We start from the raw sequence: 19650 nt of genomic DNA, 5'->3' as shown, positions 1-19650 counted from the left end.
TTTTATCGGCGTAATTCATCTGCTTTTTCATTTTGGCACCATCTGGATATATTTCTGTGCGAATACCATTCTTTCGCATGATGCTGGCAATTTTTAAAGCACAAGCAGCCTCTTTCTCTCCGAAATTTACGAAAAGCAGCTGTGTTGAAGCGGTCACATCTTTTGGGTACATATCCAGCTGATTCATGACATCAAAAATACGGTCTGCACCAAAGGAAATACCTACTCCCGAAACATTCTTGAGTCCAAATATTCCGGTAAGATCATCGTACCTACCCCCACCGGTTATACTTCCAATTTCCACATCCAATGCCTTAACTTCAAAGATGGCACCGGTATAGTAGTTTAACCCGCGAGCCAAGGTCAGGTCTATTTCAACAGGAGTGCTTATTTCAAGTTGGTTGATATACCCGAGAACTGTTTTCAGTTCCTCAACACCTTTTAATCCTGCTTCTGAACTTGCAAGCACATTTGATAAAGCATCAAGCTTTGATTCGTTATCACCTGAAAGTGCAAGTATTGGTTGAAGTTTTGATACGGCCTCGTTGCTCAGGCCTTTTTCGAGAAGTTCCTGATTAACTTTCTCCAATCCAATTTTCTCAAGTTTATCAATGGCTACAGTGATGTCTATCATCCGTTCGGGTTCCCCAATAATTTCGGCGATGCCAGCCAAAACCTTACGATTGTTCAGCTTTACAACCACCCTAATGTTAAGTTGTCGGTAAACCTCATCCACAATTTGAATCAATTCGACTTCATTCAGCAAGCCATTGCTGCCAATAACATCTACATCACACTGGAAAAACTCCCGGTATCTTCCCTTTTGAGGCCTGTCGGCACGCCAAACCGGTTGTATTTGGTATCTTTTGAAAGGGAAAGTGAGTTCGTTCTGATGTTGTACAACAAATCTGGCAAATGGTACGGTTAAATCATAACGCAAACCCTTCTCGCTGATTTGGCCGGTAACCCGGCCGGAATCTCCTGTTTCAAGAAGAGTCTTGTCTGCTTTCGATAAGAAATCTCCCGAATTCAGAATTTTAAAAAGCAATTTATCGCCTTCCTCTCCATATTTTCCCAGCAGAGTATCCAGATTTTCCATGGCAGGAGTTTCAATGGGCATATAACCATACATCTTGAAAACACTCTTTATTGTGTCAAAAATGTAGTTGCGTCTCACCATTTCTAACGGTGAAAAATCTCTGGTGCCTTTTGGAATGGATGGTTTCTGTGCCATGATGTACTCTTTTACGACTTATAAATTTTCTTAGCTTTTAAATGGGATAGCGAATTTAGGGGTGCAAAGTTAAAAAAGAATCGCAAAATATCATTGCCATAATCGCACACCTACGCCATATTCTACCCAGTCGGCTTTGAAGCCGGCCTGGGTTTTTAATCCCAGTTGAAAATAGAAACGCTCTCCGGCATCTATTTTTATGGCGGGTCTGAAAAAGAAGTTCCCTTTTAGATCGTGTCCTCTTGCATGTAGATAGGATCCCACTTGCATTCTTAGGGTTAATTGCCAAAACATGAAATCATAACCTGCATGGGCTCCATAGAAGTCATGTCGTTTATCCGGATACCTGGACTTCAGGCTATTGTCATAGAAAAAGTTTAGACCGCCGGTAAGTCCGTTTTTACTGTTCAGTTTATACTGATACTCTGCGGTGGCGGTAATGGTTCCATATTGTTTCCCGGTTCCTTTGTCTTCATCGTTCTGAACCAAGCCGCCGGCACCATAAATCCAAACAGATCCCTGACGAATTTTCTCGGGAGATTTAAACACCTCAAGTACTGGTCGTACATCCAGTATTGTAGTTGGATGAGATGAGTTGTCAATTCTGTTTTGTTGTGTATTAAAGTGATACCTTAACCCCATATTAAACCCCCACATGTTTAACCCGGCATTTGGACGAAAAGTCCGTCCATTGCTGAAGTGGGTAATATCCAGCCCATAAAGGAAATCCAATTCCCGGTTAAGTCGATACCTGGCTCCAATGTTTAGATTGAAATACACATTAAATCGGGAGCCAATGGCATCGTTCAACTCATTCTTCTCTTCGTCGAATGGTTTGAGATCATAACTCAAACCAAGAGCAGGATCAATTACCATTTGATGTCGGTGATGATGAAACAGCGGGAAAGAAATAAATCCATATACTGCACTTGGAGTACCTAACAAATCGGGATTGCCAATAAAACCGCTGTACCAGCCAAAACCATATGCCGGGTAGAGATACATGTTTTGCCAACCTTCAGGGTTGCTGCTTTGCCAGCCATATCGTACCTGTAAGGCTCCGTATCCGTTTGATAGGGCTTCAGAAAGTGATTCTCCTGTATATAAGTGATTTCCGGAATGCCCGCGTATCTCAAGAAAACGAAAATCACGGTGTGATGGCATGTGCTGCGCCTTTATGGCACATGCCAAAAGTGTAAAAATGAGTGTAATATGTAGTTTTAATAACATGATTTACATATTTGAGTCAGAGCCATAATTAGCTCCGAAAGATACGCATAATCTTTTCGAAATTCGAGATTTCGAAAACCACCTTATAGGTTTTATTGCAATAATTATCAAACTGTTCAAATATGAGATGCATTTTTGTAAAAAAATGGATAGCAAATATATCTTTAAATCGAGATGATTTATTCTAATAAATTGTTGAATAATCTTTATTCAATTTTGAAATTGAATAAACAGGGATTGAAGCCAGTCTACAAAGAAAAGAGATGATGTGTTTGTTTAAAGACATTAGTGTCCGGTAAAAAGTTGTTTTGCCCCTAACGGGGCAATAGTTCTTTTTCAACTAATTGTTTTACCGATCTTTAGTCCCTAACGGGACTGTGCCGTAGGTACAGAAACGAGCCATGTAGAATAATTTCGACACACAGGCGATGTACTGAGCCCGGTCGAAGTAAGTATGACTAAATGGCGAGTTCCATGTGGCAACTGATAACAAATTATAGACACATGAATATCGGTAGAGAAAATTTAACCCCAATTCCATGTGTCCCTTAGGGACACAACAATTAGCAGGCATTATAGCATCTTGTCTAAAAATTTACCGGACATTAATGGTTTAAAGATTTCAAAAAAACGATTAAGTCTTTTTGTTTAGAATGATTCTAATTAAATTTGCAGATTGAAGGATGGATAAAGAGTGTTTTCGGATTTGAAGAATCCGGAAAAAGAAATAACTAAAAAAGATATCTATGTTATTAAAACGTATACTGGCAGTATCTGTTGCAGCTGTTCTGATGGTTGGGTGCGCTCGTCACGCCGAGGTGGTAAATGTTTATTCCGGTCGGCATTACCAGGCCGATGAGCGGTTGTTCAGAGAATTCACTGAACAGACAGGGATCCGGGTAAATCTTGTAAAAGCCAATTCAGATCAATTGCTTAACAGGTTGGAGATGGAAGGTGAAAGGTCACCTGCTGATATCATCATCACGGCAGATGCCGGGCGACTAATCATTGCCAAAGAGAAAGGTTTACTGCAGTCAATTGATTCAGAAAAGGCAACACAGCTGGTGCCTTCACATTTTCGAGATAGCGAAAATTTCTGGCTGGGATTCACCAAGCGCGCACGCGTAATAATTTATCCCAAAGGGAGAATTAACCCTTCTGAACTTGACAGTTACGAGTCCCTTACTGGTGATCAATGGAACGGCCGAGTTCTTGTCAGATCTTCTCAGAATCATTATAACCAAACTTTGATGGCCTCAGTTTTGGCTGCTCATGGAGAGAAAGGTGCAGAGAACTGGGCACGCGGAATTGTAAATAACATGGCGCGAAATCCCATTGGCAACGACAGGGATCAGATTAAGGGGATTGCTGCCGGAGAAGGAGATGTTGCCATTACTAACACATATTATATCGGGCTTATGTTAAACTCGGTGAATCGTGAAGAGCGAGAAGTGGCTTCACAAATGGGGGTGTTTTTCCCAAACCAGAATGACAGGGGTACGCATGTCAATATTAGCGGGATTGGAATTACAGCAAATTCTCCAAACTACAAAAATGCTGTATTGCTTACCGAGTTCCTTTTGGCCGACCAGGCACAGAATGTGTTTGCTTCCGAGAATTATGAATACCCGGTAAACCCCAATGTTGAATGGCCGGAACTATTAAAAAGTTGGGGAGAGTTTAAATCAGACACATTACCATTACACAATTTGGGCGAATTTATTCACCAGGCTATGATTACTTTCAATAATGCCGGCTGGGAATAAAACAGATATATGATTAAGAAACTAAAAGGGTTTTCAACACCAATTCGTATTAGAAACTATTTTAACGGTTGGATGGGCATCTCGTTATTGGTTTGTCTGGCCGTGGCTTTCCCTTTGATGGTTATTTTCGGGCATCTTTTTAAAACAGGAGATTCATCCTGGCAACATATTACTACAAATCTGCTGCCTGCCTACACCATCAACACACTGATTTTGATGGGAGGAGTCGCTTTATTGGTTACCCTTATTGGTGTTTCAACCGCCTGGTTGGTGAGCATGTACAAATTTCCGGGCAGACGTGTATTTCAATGGTTACTGGTTCTGCCCATTGCAATTCCTGCATATATTCTAGGTTTTACATGGGTTGGTATGTTGGATTATACCTCTCCGGCCTATGTTTTCTTAAGAAATAATTTTGGGGTAGAAACCGGACAGTTTCTGTTTTTTAATATTTTATCGATGCCTGGCGCCATCATCATTTTGTCTCTCTCTTTTTACCCATATGTATATTTACTGGCGCGCACCTGGTTTATGCAGCAATCTGCTTCGATTTTAGAAGCCGGATACTCACTGGGACACAAGCCGTTATCCGTTTTCTTTAGAATAGCGCTTCCATTGTCGCGCCCAGCTTTGGTTGCAGGTGTTTCTTTGGCTTTAATGGAAGTATTAAACGATTACGGACTTGTGAACTATTTTGGTGTTGACACGTTCACCACTGGCATTTTTTCTGCCTGGTTTGCTTTTGGGAGTCCCGTTTCCGCCATTAAACTCAGTGGATACCTGATGATATTTGTGTTGATACTATTAATGGCTGAACGCATGGACAGGGGGAACAGGCGGTATGATTCCGTGGGGAGTCAGTTTCGTCCGTTGCGACAAAAAGAATTAAACCGTTTGAATGGTTTTCTAGCCATGATTACAGTAATGCTTCCTATTTTACTGGGGTTTGTTTTGCCAGTTTCGATGCTGATTTACTGGAGCATTCAAACAAGCCATCTGGCCTTTGATCACCGGTTTTTAAGTCTTCTTAAAAACAGCTTCCTGTTAGCTTCATTGGCTGCTTTGGCGGTTATTTCTATTTCCGTTTTAATCGGGTTTACAGTCAGGACATTTCCATCAAGAATGGCTCGCTTTATGACCCGTTTTGCTACTATTGGTTATGCCATACCGGGTGCAATTATAGCAGTCGGGTTGCTGGTTCCTTTTATCTGGATTGACAATCAACTGGCTCGCATTACAGGGAGTGCCGGTGGTATCATCATTACCGGAACATGGTTCACACTTGTTTTTGCTTATACAGTCAGGTTTATGGCTGTTGGTTATAACAGCATAGAAAGTGTTATGACAAAGACATCTGTCTCCTTGGATGAAGCATCGAGATCTCTTGGTATGTCAAACAGAAACACTCTCTTTAAGGTATTAATTCCAATCATTCATCCCGGAATTCTGGCCGGTGCACTACTGGTTTTTATTGATGTTTTAAAGGAATTGCCTCTTACCCTGATTCTGCGTCCATTTAACTTTGACACACTGGCCATTCGTGCATTTGAATTTGCCTCCGACGAGCGAGTACCTGAAGCTGCTCCTGCTTCATTGGTGATTATTTTTGTTGGCCTAATGGCCGTCCTTTTATTAAGAAAAACACTTAAAAAGCAAGGTTATGTCCATCATCCTTAGCGCAAAAAATCTCACAAAAACATATCCGGGAAACAAATACCGGTCATTGATAAATTTTAATCTGAACGTAGAGAAAGGTCAGATAACAGCTCTATTGGGCGAAAGCGGCTGCGGGAAAACAACAGCTTTGAGAATTATAGCAGGCTTCGAAAGCGCTGAAAAGGGGGAGGTTATTATTAATAACCGTGTAATGGCAAACGACCGGCTTTTTACAGAGCCGAACGATCGGGGTGTTGGTATTGTATTTCAGGATTATGCACTGTTTCCTCATAAAACAGTATGGAAGAACATCGTTTTCGGTCTCAATAAACTTTCAAAAAGTGAACAGCAATCTGTTGCTGAGAAAGTTCTTTCTTTAACGGGATTAAAGGGTTACGAACAGAGGTATCCCCATCAATTATCGGGAGGCCAGAGACAAAGAGTCGCATTGGCACGCGCATTGGCTCCAAATCCCGGAGTGTTACTCATGGATGAACCATTCTCTAACATCGACTCTATGAAGAAAAATCAAATCAGAGAGGAGATCAGAGAGATATTAAAGGCGGCCGGAACAACAGTTGTTTTTGTAACTCATGACACCAAAGATGTTCTTGCAATTGCAGATCGGGTAGCAGTTATGAAAGAGGGCGTGTTAATGCAGGAAGGAACACCAAAAGAAATATTTAACCATCCGGCTAACGAATACATTGCTCATTTTTTTGGAAAAACAAATGTATTTCAGGGCAATGCCGATGAAAATGGAAAGGTTGCATCAGAAATTGGAGTGTTCAATTTGCCTGAAGGAAAAGATTTTGGAGAGAACGTTTCCATATCGGTTCGTCCTAATTCGTTCTTGGTCCACACCACTGAACGCCGCGGAACAGTCCAGGTTTTAGTAAAAAAGCGTATTTTTATGGGCGAGTACACTGAGCTTATATGCAGTATTCAATCCGGCTCAGAAGCAGGGATGGATCTTTTTGTGCATGTCTCATCTGATTTTCAGGCAACAAATGATCATTTATGGCTTGAAGTAGAAGAGAAAAATGCATGGTTGATGGATCTTCATTGAGGTTCGTGATGGTGGATCAGGTTGTAGAAAAATCAATGAAATGTTTTAAAACGAAATTGAATAGATTAACTACTAAAAACTGAATGTTATGGATAATGTTGCAAAAGTATTAGACGCTATGAAGAAAGCGGCTAAACCTCTTAAAGCAGGGGAAATAGCTGAGTTGGCTGGTTTGGACAAAGGCAGCGTGGATGCTGCAATGAAAGAACTTAAGAAAGAAGAAAAAATAGTATCCCCTAAGAGATGCTTTTGGGAGCCCAAATAAAAACAGGAATCTATTTGGGCAGGTGTTTCTTTAGTTCATTAAGATAATTGGATGCTTCCGGGCTCCCTTCTTCGGGAGCCCACGGAGCAAAATGCTTGTCGTCGGTTACGTTATAAGGGCCATCCTTTACTTCATAAACAACTGTTCCTGTTTCCAAACAAAGAACAGTATGCCAAACTCCGGGGGGAATTTCAACCCCGTAATTTCCTTTCAAAGCATCAAGAGTTATATAATTTTCAACAATCCCATCCTCGCCAAAGAAATACATGGCCAATTTGCCTCTCAGTACTATGAATACTTCCCTTTTGTCGGGATTTTTATGCATGTGAGGCCTGACGTAAGTGTCAGGCTCAAATGCATTGAGCATTCTGTTGATAGGGTCTTTAAGTACCGTATGAAAATTATAATTCTTTCTTAAACGGGATGAACTTTTTGCCTGGCTTGAGACTTCATCTAAAAGGTTCCTGTTAATCAGAATCATTTAATTAACCTTAAATTAAACGGATATTTGTATGGACGACCATTATTAGCTTCTACCGAAGCCATGACGACCAGTACGACATTCGCTAATGCAATCAAAATTAACAGGGGAATACCGATCAAAACAAATGTCAGAATCGCTGCCACAAATGCAGCTATACTTACAGTGATCTGAAAGTTTAAAGATTCTTTTCCTTCTTGATCTACAATTGGAAATTCATCCTTTTTTAATAGCCATATTATCAATGGTCCAATAATATTCCCAAACGGGATAATGAACATGGCTAATGCCGATAAATGGCATAACAATTGCCAATTTTTTTCTGTCATAACTTCGGTGTTTTATAAAAGAATGCAAGTTAAGATAAATGATGTTTGAATGCAATTTACAATTTATATTTTACACTATTTCATCCGAAATAAATATTACTAAACAACAGTATTAAACTGCTAAAAAATATTAATTTTGACACGGCTAGCTTATTAATCAACTAAATGGAGAGTCCTAAAATTCTTATAGCTGATGATGTAGATTACCTGGTGGAGTTTATAAAAAGCCACTTGGATACCATGTGCAACAATGCTACCTATTACAGAGCACGCAATGGTTATGAGGTGTTTACTATTGCTATGAGGAAAAAACCGGATTTAATATTATTGGACTGGGAAATGCCTGAATTTTCAGGGATGGATGCTCTTCAAACACTTAATAAGCATGAAGAGACCAAAGATATTCCGGTTATTATGGTTAGTGGCTTCACCAAGTCGGATCATGTAAGAATGGCCTTGGAGGCCGGAGCCATTGATTATCTTCGAAAACCAATTGAGCCTGACGAATTGCTGGCACGGGTGCGAACTGCAGCCACTCTGGCAAAAACGATGAAGGAGCTCCGTTTGCAGAAGAGTGAACTCGAATCAGAGAAAGTGAAAACGGACAATATTCTCAAGGGATTACTTCCTGCACAGATACTTGAATCTCTTAAGACGTCGGATGTCATTGCTCCTAAACGATTCAGGAATGTTACAGTTATTATGGCCGATTTGGTTGACTTCACGCCAAAGTCACAAAAGATGTCGCCAAAGCGGTTGTTGGATGAACTAAAAACCATCTTTACTGCCTTTGATAAAATCTCCAGCAAATTTAATTGTACGCGAATTAAAACAATTGGAGACGCCTACCTGGCTGTAAGCGGAATGTGGAACAATGATAGGAACCACGCACTTGTGGCTGCCAAAATGGCTGAACGAATGCGGCAGTATATTATTGAACACAATCAGAAGTACAAAATAGATTGGGAAATTCGTATTGGATTGAATTCCGGTGACATTGTTGCCGGAATCATCAGCGAAGACAACCTGTCATACGACATTTTTGGAGACACTGTAAATACTGCTGCACGAATGCAGGGATACTCAAATCCCATGCAAATCAATGTCTCACAATCAACCTATGACCTGATTAAGGATTATTATACACTGATTAAACGCATTTCCCGAAAGGTTAAAGGGAAAGGTTCACTCAATATGTATTATCTGCACAGGCCGATTGTTTCAAAAATTTCCAGAACTAACGAATTTCACCCCTATCAAAATACCTTTTTTTAGTTTAATTTGCTTATACGCAAATTAACAACTTTTTAAAATCTAATCTCATTCATGATAAAAGCCTTTATACTGCTTTGTCTGATGATGGTTTTTCACTTTTCTCTTTATTCAATATCTTTAACTCAAACCTTAAGAGGAACAGTGATTGACCGACAGACCCAGACTACACTTCCGGGAGCCAATATTGTGATCACAAGCCTGGATACTCAACGGGGAGCCGTTACGAATCAAAACGGTTATTTCCGTTTTGAGAATGTACCTGTTGGCAGAATCAGTATTACTGTATCTTTCATTGGTTATCGAAATGTTGCTCTCAATAATTTAGAGTTACAATCGGGCAGGGAACTTGTTCTGAATATTGAATTGGATCAATCCGGTATATTGGGGGAGGAAGTTACCATTACTGCTGATGTAGATAAGGCAGCACCAATTAACAGATTGGCAACGGTAAGTGCAAGGAGCTTTACAGTGGAAGAGACAGAACGCTACGCCGGATCGTTTAACGATGTGGCAAGAATGGCTGCCAACTTTGCCGGAGTAATGGGGAATGACGACTCACGGAATGACATCATCATCAGGGGGAATTCTCCAGTCGGACTTCTCTGGAAACTTGAAGGCGTGGATGTTCCGAATCCCAATCATTGGGGAATGATGGGAAGCACAGGTGGGCCTGTTTCTATGCTCAACAACACATTGTTAAGCAATTCTGATTTTTTTACCGGTGCTTTCCCGGCTGAATATGGCAATGCCATTTCAGGGGTGTTCGATCTGCGAATGCGCAATGGAAATAATGAACAAAACGAATTTCTCGGACAGATAGGTTTTAATGGGTTTGAATTGGGTGCTGAAGGTCCTATAAGCGAGGAAAACGGATCATCATTTCTCATCAATTATCGCTACTCAACACTTGCTTTATTCGAGAGGTTTGGGATGGATTTTGGCACCGTTGGGGTGCCATACTATCAGGATATTTCTTTTAAAGTCAATTTCCCAAATACGAGGCTGGGGGGAATTTCTTTATTTGCGTTGGGAGGAAAGAGTTTTATTGAAATTTGGGACAGCCGTAAGGATACAATCAATGAGAGGCTCGATTTGTATGGTATTGATGGGTTTGATATAACCAGTTCGGCACGAACTGGTGTTGTTGGATTAAATCAACTTTATCATATCAACTCAAATACATATACGCGAGTTACTCTGGCGGCAATGTCGCAATCTGCCACTAATAAAGTCGACACAATCACCCCGGAGACATACTCAATTGAACCATTTTACCGGGATAACATGACTGACAACAGACTTTTTGCTTCGGTAATGCTCAATAGAAGTTTCTCTTTCCGACATCTGTTGCGAGCCGGCTTTTCATCAACCATAGTTTTTCCCAGCCTTCAGGACAGCATTCACCGAAAGTATGAACAACGCTGGGAACAACAGTTCAACCATAAAGGAAACTTCACGTTATTGCAATCTTATATACAATGGCAGTTCATTCCCATTGATGAAATTACTTTAAACACAGGGATTAACCATCAGCATAATACACTGAACGGGAAGAATGTATTTGACCCGCGTTTGGGAATAAAGTGGCAACCTTTACCTCGACACATATTCAGTTTTGGTTATGGAATGCATCATCAAACCCCATCACCAATTCTCTATTTTCTGCAAGTGAATAATAATGGAGATTTTGTAATGCCAAACAGGAATCTGGATTTCATCAGAAGCAGACACCTGGTTTTAGGATATGATTTTCGTATCAACGCATTTACACGCATTAAAACGGAGATTTACCGACAGGATATATCCCGTGCCGCAATTGATGCTGCTGAGCGCAATGCCTGGTCGGTGCTGAACCAGGGTGCTTCTTTTCAGTTCAAATTGGCTGAATATATGGAAAGTAAAGGAACGGGCAGGAACCACGGTGTAGAACTTACACTGGAAAGGTTTCTCAATAGAGGCTTTTACTACCTGATAACAGCATCGCTGTTTGAATCAGCATATAAGGGAAGTAATGAAATTTCAAGCAGCACCGCTTTCAACAATAATCATGTGGTAAATGCGCTTGTGGGCAAAGAGTTTGAAATAAGAAAAAGCAATCCAAATTCACGGCAAATGCTGGCTTTTGATTTTAAGACCACGCATGCCGGGGGTATGCGTGCTACTCCGTGGACTGCTTCATTTAATAATGAACTAAATGAATATGAAAGAGAGTTCGATTATACCAGGGCTTTTTCCAGAAAGCTAAATAACTATGCACGTACTGATTTTTCAATTACCCTAAAAACAAACAGAGGTAGAATTACACAACAATGGGGTTTGGAAATAACCAATTTATTCAACAGAAAGAATATTTTCAGCGAAAGTTTTAATAAACAGACAGGGGAAACCGAGTTGGTTTACCAGCCTGCCCGTTTAATTATTCCTCAATATAGAATCTTGTTTTAACTGTCTTTAACCAGTTTTCTGTATCTGATTCGTTTGGGGCCTTCATTTCCCAGACGTTTTTTACGGTTCTCTTCGTAATCGGAATATCCACCTTCAAAAGAATATACAGTTGAGTTGCCCTCAAATGCAATGATGTGAGTGGCTACCCTGTCAAGAAACCAGCGGTCGTGAGAGATGATGACGGCACAACCGGCAAAATCTTCCAAGCCTTCCTCCAGAGCTCGCAGAGTATTTACATCAATGTCGTTGGTTGGCTCATCGAGAAGCAAAACGTTGGCCTCTTCTTTCAGTGTCATGGCCAAATGTAGCCTGTTTCGCTCTCCCCCTGAAAGAACTCCGCATTTCTTTTCCTGATCGGCACCGGCAAAATTAAACCTCGACAAAAATGCTCGTGCATTAATCTCCCTGCCTCCCATTCTTATGGTTTCCTGTCCTCCTGAAACAACCTGATAAACTGTTTTTTCGGGATCAATATCGGTATGGGATTGATCTACGTATCCAACTTTAACAGTCTCTCCTACCTCAAATGTTCCCTTATCTACCGCTTGCTGTCCCATAATCATCCTGAACAGGGTGGTTTTACCCGCTCCATTGGGGCCGATTACACCTACAATTCCGTTGCGCGGCAAAGAGAATTCCAGATCTTCAAACAATAAACGTTCACCAAAAGCCTTGGCCACACCATGAGCCTCAATAACCTTCTCTCCCAATCGGGGGCCATTAGGAATGAAGATTTCAAGTTTCTCTTCCTTCTGTTTTACATCTTCTTTAAGCAAATTTTCGTAGGCTGCTAAACGCGCTTTGGATTTTGCCTGACGCGCTTTTGGCGCCATACGCACCCATTCGAGCTCACGCTCCAGAGTTAACCTGCGTTTTGATGCCTGTTTCTCCTCCTGCTCCAGACGTTTAGATTTCTGGTCGAGCCACGATGAATAATTTCCTTTCCAAGGGATGCCTTCACCTCTGTCCAGTTCAAGAATCCATCCCGCCACATTGTCGAGGAAGTAACGGTCGTGAGTGATTGCAATGACTGTTCCTTTATACTGCTGAAGGTGCATTTCAAGCCACTGTACAGATTCAGCATCCAAATGGTTGGTTGGCTCATCAAGCAGTAAAATATCAGGTTCCTGAAGTAATAATCGGCACAATGCCACACGACGACGCTCTCCTCCAGACAGTTCGCTTACCAGTTGATCTTCAGGCGGGCAGCGCAAGGCATCCATTGCTCGCTCCAGACGGCTGTCCAGATTCCATGCGTCAAACTGATCAATTTTCTCCTGAAGTTTTGCCTGTTCATCCATTAAGGCTTCCATTTTATCAGGATTTTCCAGCACTTCAGGATCTCCAAATCGTTCGTTAACGGCCTCGTAAGCCTTTAATACGTCTACAATTTCCTGTACTCCCTCTTCAACAATCTGTTTTACAGTTTTGCTGTTATCCAGTTCTGGTTCCTGAGCCAAATATCCAACTGAATATCCCGGAGAAAATGCCACTTCTCCCTGGTAGTTTTTTTCCAAACCGGCAATGATCTTCAAAAGGGTAGATTTCCCGGAGCCATTCAGACCAATAACACCGATTTTAGCACCATAAAAAAATGAAAGGTAGATGTTGCTTAAAACTTTTTTTTGAGGAGGGTACACCTTGCTTACACCCACCATGCTGAAAATAATCTTCTTATCGTCTGACATATTATTGTTTTTAAATTCTTGGCAAGTTTCAAAATGCAAATGTATCAAAAACGACGAAATGAAACGAGCCATGAGAAAGTTTTTCTCACACAGGCAAAGTACTGAGCCCAGTCGAAGTAAGAATGACTGGATTGGCGAGTTCCATCCCGATAAATCGGGACAAGTTGTGGTTACTTTTTAAAAAAAATAGCCATAAAAAAAGGGAGGAACTTTTCAATTCCTCCCTTTTCAATCATTATCTATGAGAACTATTTGCCTGTTACTTTAATCACTTCCACATAATTATTTGAAATGATACGAATAATCTGAACTCCGCTAACCAAAGGCGACACATAACTATTTCCATGAGCAACACCTTCACTTACAACAGATCCGGATAATGCAATCTGCTGCACTATGCTTCCTGCTGAAATATTTGATAGATGAAGTGAGTTGTTGGAAACATACCATACGGCAGCATTTTTGTGTACAGGAATTGAAGAACCATCTTCAAGAGTTATTGAGACAGTCCATTCAGCTGTTGATCCATCTTCAGCAGTGACAGTGTAAACAACTGATCCTCCAGAAAAATCCTGTGCGTCTTCCGGCGAGATTGATGCGCCCTCAGAAAGCGTAAACCCTGGTGCAATTGATGAAAGATCTGCTCCCTGAGGCAAAACAATGGTTACTTCGTTGGTTGAGGTTTCCACAACGCTGGATACCATGTCGGTTACCGATGCAGTCAGAATCTCTTTAGCATCGCTTAAAACAACAATGGTTATTGAAACAGTCCATTCAGCTGTTGATCCATCTTCAGCAGTTACAGTATATACAACAGGACCTTGAGAAAAGTCTTGTGCATCATCCGGTGAGATTGATGCGCCTTCAGAAAGTGTAAACTCTGGGGCAATTGATGAAAGATCTGCTCCCTGAGGCAGAACAATGTTTACTTCTTTGGTTGTGCTTTCAACAACACTTGATAGCATGTCGGCTACCGATGCTGATAGAATCTCTTTAGCATCGCTTAAGACAGGTGGAGCATCATCTGCCATAGGTATAATCTTCATCTCACCAACACGAACATTCTGTGGGTTATCCACGTTACTGCTGATGGTTGTGTTGAACAGAATTTTTACTCGAGAACCATCTGCGACAGATAGCCCGGTAACACCAGTTAAACCGCAATCACCACCATCAATGGTCGAATATATATTGTCTGGATTGCTGATTAGTGTTTCATTATCCTGATCATCCAGCAAGAAGACGCTGTGAATTGTTCGGGTAGATGTCGCGCCACTCGAACCTCCTGCCACATGGAATTCAGCCATTGAGATTCCATTTAATTCGAGAATTAATGTGTTGGTTTGGAGTCTTCTTTCTATAACTACATCGCTTTCATCGAATCCACATAATGGAGCAGACGTGCTGGTTGAACCTGAAACAGGGTCGATGCTCACTGTAATATCTCCAACTGTGTAGTCATATGGAAAAGCACTTGGGTTTGAGTTCCAGTTCATATAGAAAGGTTCAACATCATCACCACCATTGCCATTTCCCGGATCACCTTCCATCGGGATAATTTTCAACTCACTAACTCTAACATTTTGGATTGAACCTTCACTTTCAATTGAAGAATTAAACTCTACACGAATTTTGGATCCATCTGGCAATGCGAGTCCAGTTATCCCGGTAGTGTGACAAGTGGTACTGGTTGTAGGATCAGTAAATGTGGAGTAAATGCCACTTTTGTCGCCGGAAATATCATCCCAATCAGATGTCGCTTCATTCCATAAATACACAGTATGAATAGTTCGGGGAGCGGTTCCACTTGATGCTCCTGAAACATGGAATTCTGCCATAGAGATTCCATTTAGTTCCAATTCCAAAAAGTTTGTTTGATTTCTTCGAGTAATTACAGTGTTGCTTTCATCAAATCCGCATATTGGATCACTTGTAGAGGAACTCCTTACTCCATTTACTGTAACGGTTACATTACCCTCTGTAAAGTCAAAGGGAAACTCAGCAGGATTTGAATTGAAGTTAATGTAAAATGGTTCAGGTTCATTGGCTCCATTTTGTGCAAATGAAGTATACGATAGAACCAACATTAAAAAAATGTAAGATGTAAATTTTTTCATATTATAAAATTTAGAAAAGTGAATATTGGACTGATTTTATAATACAATATTATACAGATATTAACGAACATGTAATAGACAAACTGGTTGAAAGTGTTTGATAAATTGTCTTAAAATTAGATATTTGAGACAACGACAAAAAACAATCGCCATAACTCGAAGGAGTTATGGCGATTGTTTGTTCTTAAAACAAATGTTAATCATTCTATCGAAGTCTTCTTAAATCACGTCTTTGAAAAGCATCATCGCTTCTGTGTTTAATCATTTGATAATTCCAATAGTATAGTTTTGAATCGGCAGCGCCAACCAAAAGTTTGTATACTCTTGCACGAATTCTTGTTCCTTCCGGGCCTACTTTGTGTAAAAAAACCACATCAGGATCCTGACGGGCAATGGCTGCCTCAATTTCATCGCGGGTAACAATCTCAAAATCGTAAGGATAGTTTTCGGCAATGGCGGCACGGGTTGAGATATCTGCTGCAAGATCTTCCTTGGTTAAGAGAAGTTTTTTGCCTTCCAGGCTTCCGCGCTCTCTGTTGTATCGTCGAAATCCTCGATCGCCAATAAATCTGCTGTCCTCAAGTGCGTTTCTAACATGACTCTGCATGAATAGAACAAATGCCTCAAGTTTATATAGATAGCTATCTTCTTCAACATCCAGGTAGGATAATGGCAGTGAGCACAAGTCTGGCATGGTTTTTACATCAGCATTTGGTTGTCCCATAAGCAGACTCAGGAAATTATACCTCGCTCGGGTTTTGTCACGGTCAAAAGTCACAATGGTTGTCAGTAAAAACGAGAGATTGGGATCATTTTTTTTCTCTTCAAACTCACGTGAAGAGATAAATTCATAGGGAGTGATGGTCCATGCACGCTCAACCACCTCTTGAATTCTTGAATTGTAAAAACTCATTAAAGCGTCATCTAAAACCACCATGGTTTTAGACTTTAGAAAGCGCTCGTAATCTTCCACTTCGGGAACGTGCTGTTGTGAGAACGTTACAATTGGTAAGGCAAGAATTAATAATGCAACAACATATTTCTTCATAAATAGGAATTATAGATGATTATTGATTAAATCAGTTACTTTGCATTAATACATGAATGTTGCATATTTGGTTTCAATAATCATGACAAAAAATATTTTTGTGTATTTACTGGATGAAGCCATTTTGAATTGACATTTCGCATTATAGTAAGGCTCTAACCGTTTTTGTCAATACATCTAAAGCTGCATTGACCGCTTTTTGCACCATTGCTTTATTCAATGCCGCAATGGCATTGAATTCCGCTTCAAGTACTTTTTTCTCATCCTCTAATCTTGATTCGAATCGTTGTTGCGTTAGATCTCCGGTAATTCGCAACTCAACCAACATTTTCATTCGCTCCTTTCTGCGGTTTAGAATTTCTACTATAATTTCCTTTATTTTCTCTTTGTCTTTTGAAATGGTGTCACCTATGGCGTCTGCCATTTCTTTCAAGGTTGTGTCAATATTAAATTCACTCATAGTTTAGATGTTTTAATCAATTAGTTCTTTGGCTCTTTCTGCCACTTGCATGGCAAAGAAAAGATCACTGAAGGTTAGTCTGTTCAACCCGATAACCCCATCACTGATAGAGTTGTCCTCCTTGTGCTCCAATTTATATTTTTGCCACAATTCAAGAGTGATTTCACAAATTCTTACCGAATTCTCGTTCAGTGGTCGAACCTGGTTTCGGTTTAGTAACGATATCAACTCAACCTCGATATCAATATAGCCTTCAGTAAAATGGTCGTATGCACGACCATTGTTTTCAACAGTTGTGGTTTCGAGCATTGTCAGATAAAATCTTTCGACCTTCATAGCCGTTCTTTCTATCTGTTCGGATATATTTGCGTCATAATCAGCGATCAACTGAATACGGCATGATGAAGTTATGAGCAAAAAGGCGAAAATGAGAACAAAGAAGTGTTTTGGCAGAAAATGGGGGTAAGAAAGTTTTGACATAATAGAGATTTGAAAGATTAAACTTATCATGTTCAAGTTAATACATATTTTTTTATTGGTCAAAACAAAAAATCAGACATCTGTTATCGAACAGTTGTCTGCATGATCTATCAAAGTGCTGATTTAACAGGGATTGTTTCATGCCGGATATATGTACTTTAATGCATCACTCGGGTAGCAAGGCAACGAATTATGTAGAATTAAGTCGCGATGTTTTAATAAATTATGTTTTTTAACTATTTTGCGAAAAAAACAATCCGAATTCTAAATCATATTTGTCGATGGTAACCAATCTTCTTAACCGTCTTATAGGCCTTTTTATTTCTGAGCAAGATGAAAAGGCGGATATGGATACAAAAGTAAAATCTTTGCTGTTAAATATTGCCAGTCTTTCATTTTCCCTTATTGTGCTTGCCGAGGGGATCTGGGCACTGGTGTTAGATCGCGCAGAGCTGGCAATTCCATTCCTCTCCCTGAGTTTTTTGCTCGCTATAAGTCATCTCTATTTAAGAAAATTCACAGGATTGATTCATCAGAACCTTCTGCTTTCCATCCTTTTTCTGGCCTGCGTTTTTTTCGTTCTGTTAGGCGGCAACACAGAATTGGGAATTGTATGGGTTCTGTTTTTTCCTTTTTTTACTACAGCTATTCGCGGACGAAGAACAGGTTACCGATGGACCGCTATTTTGGTTCTCTTCATGCTGGCTCATTTCTTTTTTATTCAAAACCTTAGTCCTTTTTTCCAACAATATTCGACTGAAAGCAGTATTTTTTACCTTATTCTTTTTGTTTTTAGCATCATCATTGCTTTTGCTTTTCAGTTTATTCGTTCGGAGGTTTTATTGGAAAAGGAGAGGATTATACTCGATAGCCAGAATAAAAATAAAGCACAAGAAGATTTATTATCAAAACTTTCGCACCAGATTCGAACCCCTCTAAGTAACATCACAGGAATAATTGACATGCTTGAGTCAACTTCAATGAATGATGAGCAAAAAGATTACATTAACACGATTCATGCTTCAGCGAATAACCTGGTAAGTGTAGTCAATAACCTGGTGCTAACATCTAAATCGAACCCGGCTGACTCACAGGAGATAACCAATTTCAGCCTCTACAATACTTTGAACAATGTCCTCCGACTTTTTCCTTACGAAGAAAGCAAAGTCAGGTTTAATCTTTCTCTTGCCCCCGATATTCCAACTCAACTCACCGGTAATAATATAAAAATTAAACAGATATTACTGAATCTCATTAACAGCATTATCAGAGAAAACAAAGCTGATCAAAAGCATATTACACTGGAGGTAGTTAAAGTTGAAAGTATGCCCGACAGGGTTGAACTTATTTTCCGGATCATCAGCGATTTTATATATTCTTCAAAAAAGGATAATCATTCTGAAGAAGGTTTTTTCAATTATCAGGATCTGGTAAAGCTCAATGCCGGGAAAATCATCAACTATCTTGATTTGGGGATTACTCAAAAGATGATTGAAGTAGACGGGCACTCATTAAATATTACACCACAACCCGATCAAACCATTTTTGAATTTGGTGCCACCTTCTCAACTGCGTCTTCTAACTTCGCCAATATTGCTGCTTCAGATAAAAGTCGAAACAGCAACACCACGTTTAAGACAATTGTCGACATGAAAGATGCACACATTCTATTGGTTGAAGACAATTTTAGTAATCAGCAAATCATCAATTTATACATCAGGAATAAGGTCAAGAAAATTGATTTTGCCTTTAATGGAAAAGAGGCTCTGGAGAAGTTCGGAATGGCTAAATACGATTTGATACTGATGGATGTTCAAATGCCCATTATTGATGGATTTAAAGCAACCATTAAAATAAGAGAACTGGAAAAAAGCACAAATACGCGTGTTCCAATTATTGCAGTTACTGCCAATGCTTTCCCGGAAGATAAAGAGCGCTGCCTGGCTTCAGGAATGGATGATTATATCAGTAAGCCTTTTCAACCTGAGGAACTGATTGATAAAATAAAACAACATTTATCAAGCTAACCAATGGTTAGCTTGATGGATGTTGTAACATCTAGTATATCTTGATTTAGGATCTGCTTTGTTTTCTTACAACAGAAATT

General features: G+C 40.1%; 17 protein-coding genes. 8 read left to right on the top strand and 9 right to left on the bottom strand.

Features of this window, described 5'->3' with window-relative positions; translation table 11 throughout:
• On the bottom strand, positions 1-1234 hold a 1234-nt coding region (gene hisS / locus EV194_RS16065; protein ID WP_132435420.1), incomplete at its 3' end, for a histidine--tRNA ligase.
• Positions 1235-1324: 90 nt separating this feature from the next.
• The gene (locus EV194_RS16060) at positions 1325-2464 is read right to left on the bottom strand and encodes an acyloxyacyl hydrolase (protein ID WP_132435418.1); all 1140 of its coding nucleotides are present in this window, start codon (positions 2462-2464) and stop codon (positions 1325-1327) included.
• A gap of 746 nt (positions 2465-3210) precedes the next feature.
• On the opposite strand from EV194_RS16060, the gene EV194_RS16055 reads away from it, so the two are divergent.
• The 4 genes from EV194_RS16055 (at position 3211) to EV194_RS16040 (ending at position 7220) form a co-directional block, all read left to right on the top strand.
• A complete protein-coding gene (locus EV194_RS16055) occupies positions 3211-4230 on the top strand; it encodes a Fe(3+) ABC transporter substrate-binding protein (protein WP_132435416.1) in 1020 nt (339 codons plus the stop codon).
• Positions 4231-4239: 9 nt separating this feature from the next.
• Positions 4240-5907 (top strand): ABC transporter permease, encoded by a 1668-nt coding sequence (locus tag EV194_RS16050; RefSeq protein WP_132435414.1) that lies wholly within the window; start codon positions 4240-4242, stop codon positions 5905-5907.
• Positions 5891-6955 (top strand): ABC transporter ATP-binding protein, encoded by a 1065-nt coding sequence (locus tag EV194_RS16045; protein ID WP_132435412.1) that lies wholly within the window; start codon positions 5891-5893, stop codon positions 6953-6955. Before EV194_RS16050 ends, EV194_RS16045 begins: the two co-directional genes overlap by 17 nt.
• An 88-nt stretch (positions 6956-7043) precedes the next feature.
• Complete coding sequence (locus EV194_RS16040) at positions 7044-7220, top strand: helix-turn-helix domain-containing protein (RefSeq protein WP_132435410.1); 177 nt, start codon at positions 7044-7046, stop codon at positions 7218-7220.
• Positions 7221-7230: 10 nt separating this feature from the next.
• Here EV194_RS16040 and EV194_RS16035 read toward each other — a convergent pair whose 3' ends face one another.
• Complete coding sequence (locus EV194_RS16035) at positions 7231-7701, bottom strand: WbuC family cupin fold metalloprotein (protein WP_132435408.1); 471 nt, start codon at positions 7699-7701, stop codon at positions 7231-7233.
• Positions 7698-8030, bottom strand: coding sequence for a DUF4870 domain-containing protein (locus tag EV194_RS16030; RefSeq protein ID WP_132435406.1), 333 nt, complete (start codon positions 8028-8030; stop codon positions 7698-7700). The genes EV194_RS16035 and EV194_RS16030 overlap by 4 nt, the downstream gene beginning before the upstream one ends.
• A gap of 165 nt (positions 8031-8195) precedes the next feature.
• On the opposite strand from EV194_RS16030, the gene EV194_RS16025 reads away from it, so the two are divergent.
• Together EV194_RS16025 and EV194_RS16020 are read left to right on the top strand one after the other, a co-directional pair.
• On the top strand, positions 8196-9305 hold the full coding sequence (locus tag EV194_RS16025; protein ID WP_132435404.1) for an adenylate/guanylate cyclase domain-containing protein: 1110 nt from the start codon (positions 8196-8198) through the stop codon (positions 9303-9305).
• Between the two features lie 51 nt (positions 9306-9356).
• On the top strand, positions 9357-11750 hold the full coding sequence (locus tag EV194_RS16020) for a TonB-dependent receptor (protein WP_132435402.1): 2394 nt from the start codon (positions 9357-9359) through the stop codon (positions 11748-11750).
• Here the strand turns inward: EV194_RS16020 and ettA are convergent.
• Positions 11747-13438 (bottom strand): energy-dependent translational throttle protein EttA, encoded by a 1692-nt coding sequence (ettA, locus tag EV194_RS16015; protein WP_132435399.1) that lies wholly within the window; start codon positions 13436-13438, stop codon positions 11747-11749. The genes EV194_RS16020 and ettA overlap by 4 nt on opposite strands.
• A 58-nt stretch (positions 13439-13496) precedes the next feature.
• On the opposite strand from ettA, the gene EV194_RS17175 reads away from it, so the two are divergent.
• On the top strand, positions 13497-13619 hold the full coding sequence (locus EV194_RS17175) for a hypothetical protein (protein ID WP_262708682.1): 123 nt from the start codon (positions 13497-13499) through the stop codon (positions 13617-13619).
• A gap of 67 nt (positions 13620-13686) precedes the next feature.
• On the opposite strand, the gene EV194_RS16010 is transcribed toward EV194_RS17175, so the two are convergent.
• The 4 genes from EV194_RS16010 to EV194_RS15995 form a co-directional block, all read right to left on the bottom strand.
• The gene (locus EV194_RS16010; RefSeq protein ID WP_132435397.1) at positions 13687-15555 is read right to left on the bottom strand and encodes a DUF5018 domain-containing protein; all 1869 of its coding nucleotides are present in this window, start codon (positions 15553-15555) and stop codon (positions 13687-13689) included.
• 205 nt (positions 15556-15760) lie between these two features.
• Positions 15761-16603: a hypothetical protein gene (locus tag EV194_RS16005; RefSeq protein ID WP_132435395.1), complete on the bottom strand. Its 843-nt coding sequence runs from the start codon at positions 16601-16603 to the stop codon at positions 15761-15763.
• 142 nt (positions 16604-16745) lie between these two features.
• Entirely contained in the window at positions 16746-17063 is a 318-nt protein-coding gene (locus EV194_RS16000; RefSeq protein WP_132435393.1) for a hypothetical protein, read from the bottom strand.
• Positions 17064-17075: 12 nt separating this feature from the next.
• Complete coding sequence (locus EV194_RS15995) at positions 17076-17543, bottom strand: hypothetical protein (protein WP_132435390.1); 468 nt, start codon at positions 17541-17543, stop codon at positions 17076-17078.
• Between the two features lie 281 nt (positions 17544-17824).
• Here EV194_RS15995 and EV194_RS15990 point away from each other — a divergent pair, with 281 nt between their 5' ends.
• The gene (locus EV194_RS15990; RefSeq protein WP_132435388.1) at positions 17825-19570 is read left to right on the top strand and encodes an ATP-binding response regulator; all 1746 of its coding nucleotides are present in this window, start codon (positions 17825-17827) and stop codon (positions 19568-19570) included.
• The last annotated feature ends 80 nt before the right edge of the window (positions 19571-19650 follow it).

It is taken from the genome of Natronoflexus pectinivorans, from assembly GCF_004345615.1.
In the GTDB taxonomy this organism is placed as follows: domain Bacteria; phylum Bacteroidota; class Bacteroidia; order Bacteroidales; family Marinilabiliaceae; genus Natronoflexus; species Natronoflexus pectinivorans.
The sequence above is the reverse complement of the archived record's forward strand: the minus strand, read 5'-3'. Positions and strand labels throughout refer to the sequence as shown.

What these genes read in the sequence shown, in the direction of transcription:
- EV194_RS16060 (WP_132435418.1), bottom strand. Translation starts at nt 2,464, where the DNA reads ATGTTATTAAAACTACATATTACACTCATTTTTACACTTTTGGCATGT.
- EV194_RS16055 (WP_132435416.1), top strand. Translation starts at nt 3,211, where the DNA reads ATGTTATTAAAACGTATACTGGCAGTATCTGTTGCAGCTGTTCTGATG.
- EV194_RS16050 (WP_132435414.1), top strand. Translation starts at nt 4,240, where the DNA reads ATGATTAAGAAACTAAAAGGGTTTTCAACACCAATTCGTATTAGAAAC.
- EV194_RS16045 (WP_132435412.1), top strand. Translation starts at nt 5,891, where the DNA reads ATGTCCATCATCCTTAGCGCAAAAAATCTCACAAAAACATATCCGGGA.
- EV194_RS16040 (WP_132435410.1), top strand. Translation starts at nt 7,044, where the DNA reads ATGGATAATGTTGCAAAAGTATTAGACGCTATGAAGAAAGCGGCTAAA.
- EV194_RS16035 (WP_132435408.1), bottom strand. Translation starts at nt 7,701, where the DNA reads ATGATTCTGATTAACAGGAACCTTTTAGATGAAGTCTCAAGCCAGGCA.
- EV194_RS16030 (WP_132435406.1), bottom strand. Translation starts at nt 8,030, where the DNA reads ATGACAGAAAAAAATTGGCAATTGTTATGCCATTTATCGGCATTAGCC.
- EV194_RS16025 (WP_132435404.1), top strand. Translation starts at nt 8,196, where the DNA reads ATGGAGAGTCCTAAAATTCTTATAGCTGATGATGTAGATTACCTGGTG.
- EV194_RS16020 (WP_132435402.1), top strand. Translation starts at nt 9,357, where the DNA reads ATGATAAAAGCCTTTATACTGCTTTGTCTGATGATGGTTTTTCACTTT.
- ettA (WP_132435399.1), bottom strand. Translation starts at nt 13,438, where the DNA reads ATGTCAGACGATAAGAAGATTATTTTCAGCATGGTGGGTGTAAGCAAG.
- EV194_RS17175 (WP_262708682.1), top strand. Translation starts at nt 13,497, where the DNA reads ATGAAACGAGCCATGAGAAAGTTTTTCTCACACAGGCAAAGTACTGAG.
- EV194_RS16010 (WP_132435397.1), bottom strand. Translation starts at nt 15,555, where the DNA reads ATGAAAAAATTTACATCTTACATTTTTTTAATGTTGGTTCTATCGTAT.
- EV194_RS16005 (WP_132435395.1), bottom strand. Translation starts at nt 16,603, where the DNA reads ATGAAGAAATATGTTGTTGCATTATTAATTCTTGCCTTACCAATTGTA.
- EV194_RS16000 (WP_132435393.1), bottom strand. Translation starts at nt 17,063, where the DNA reads ATGAGTGAATTTAATATTGACACAACCTTGAAAGAAATGGCAGACGCC.
- EV194_RS15995 (WP_132435390.1), bottom strand. Translation starts at nt 17,543, where the DNA reads ATGTCAAAACTTTCTTACCCCCATTTTCTGCCAAAACACTTCTTTGTT.
- EV194_RS15990 (WP_132435388.1), top strand. Translation starts at nt 17,825, where the DNA reads ATGGTAACCAATCTTCTTAACCGTCTTATAGGCCTTTTTATTTCTGAG.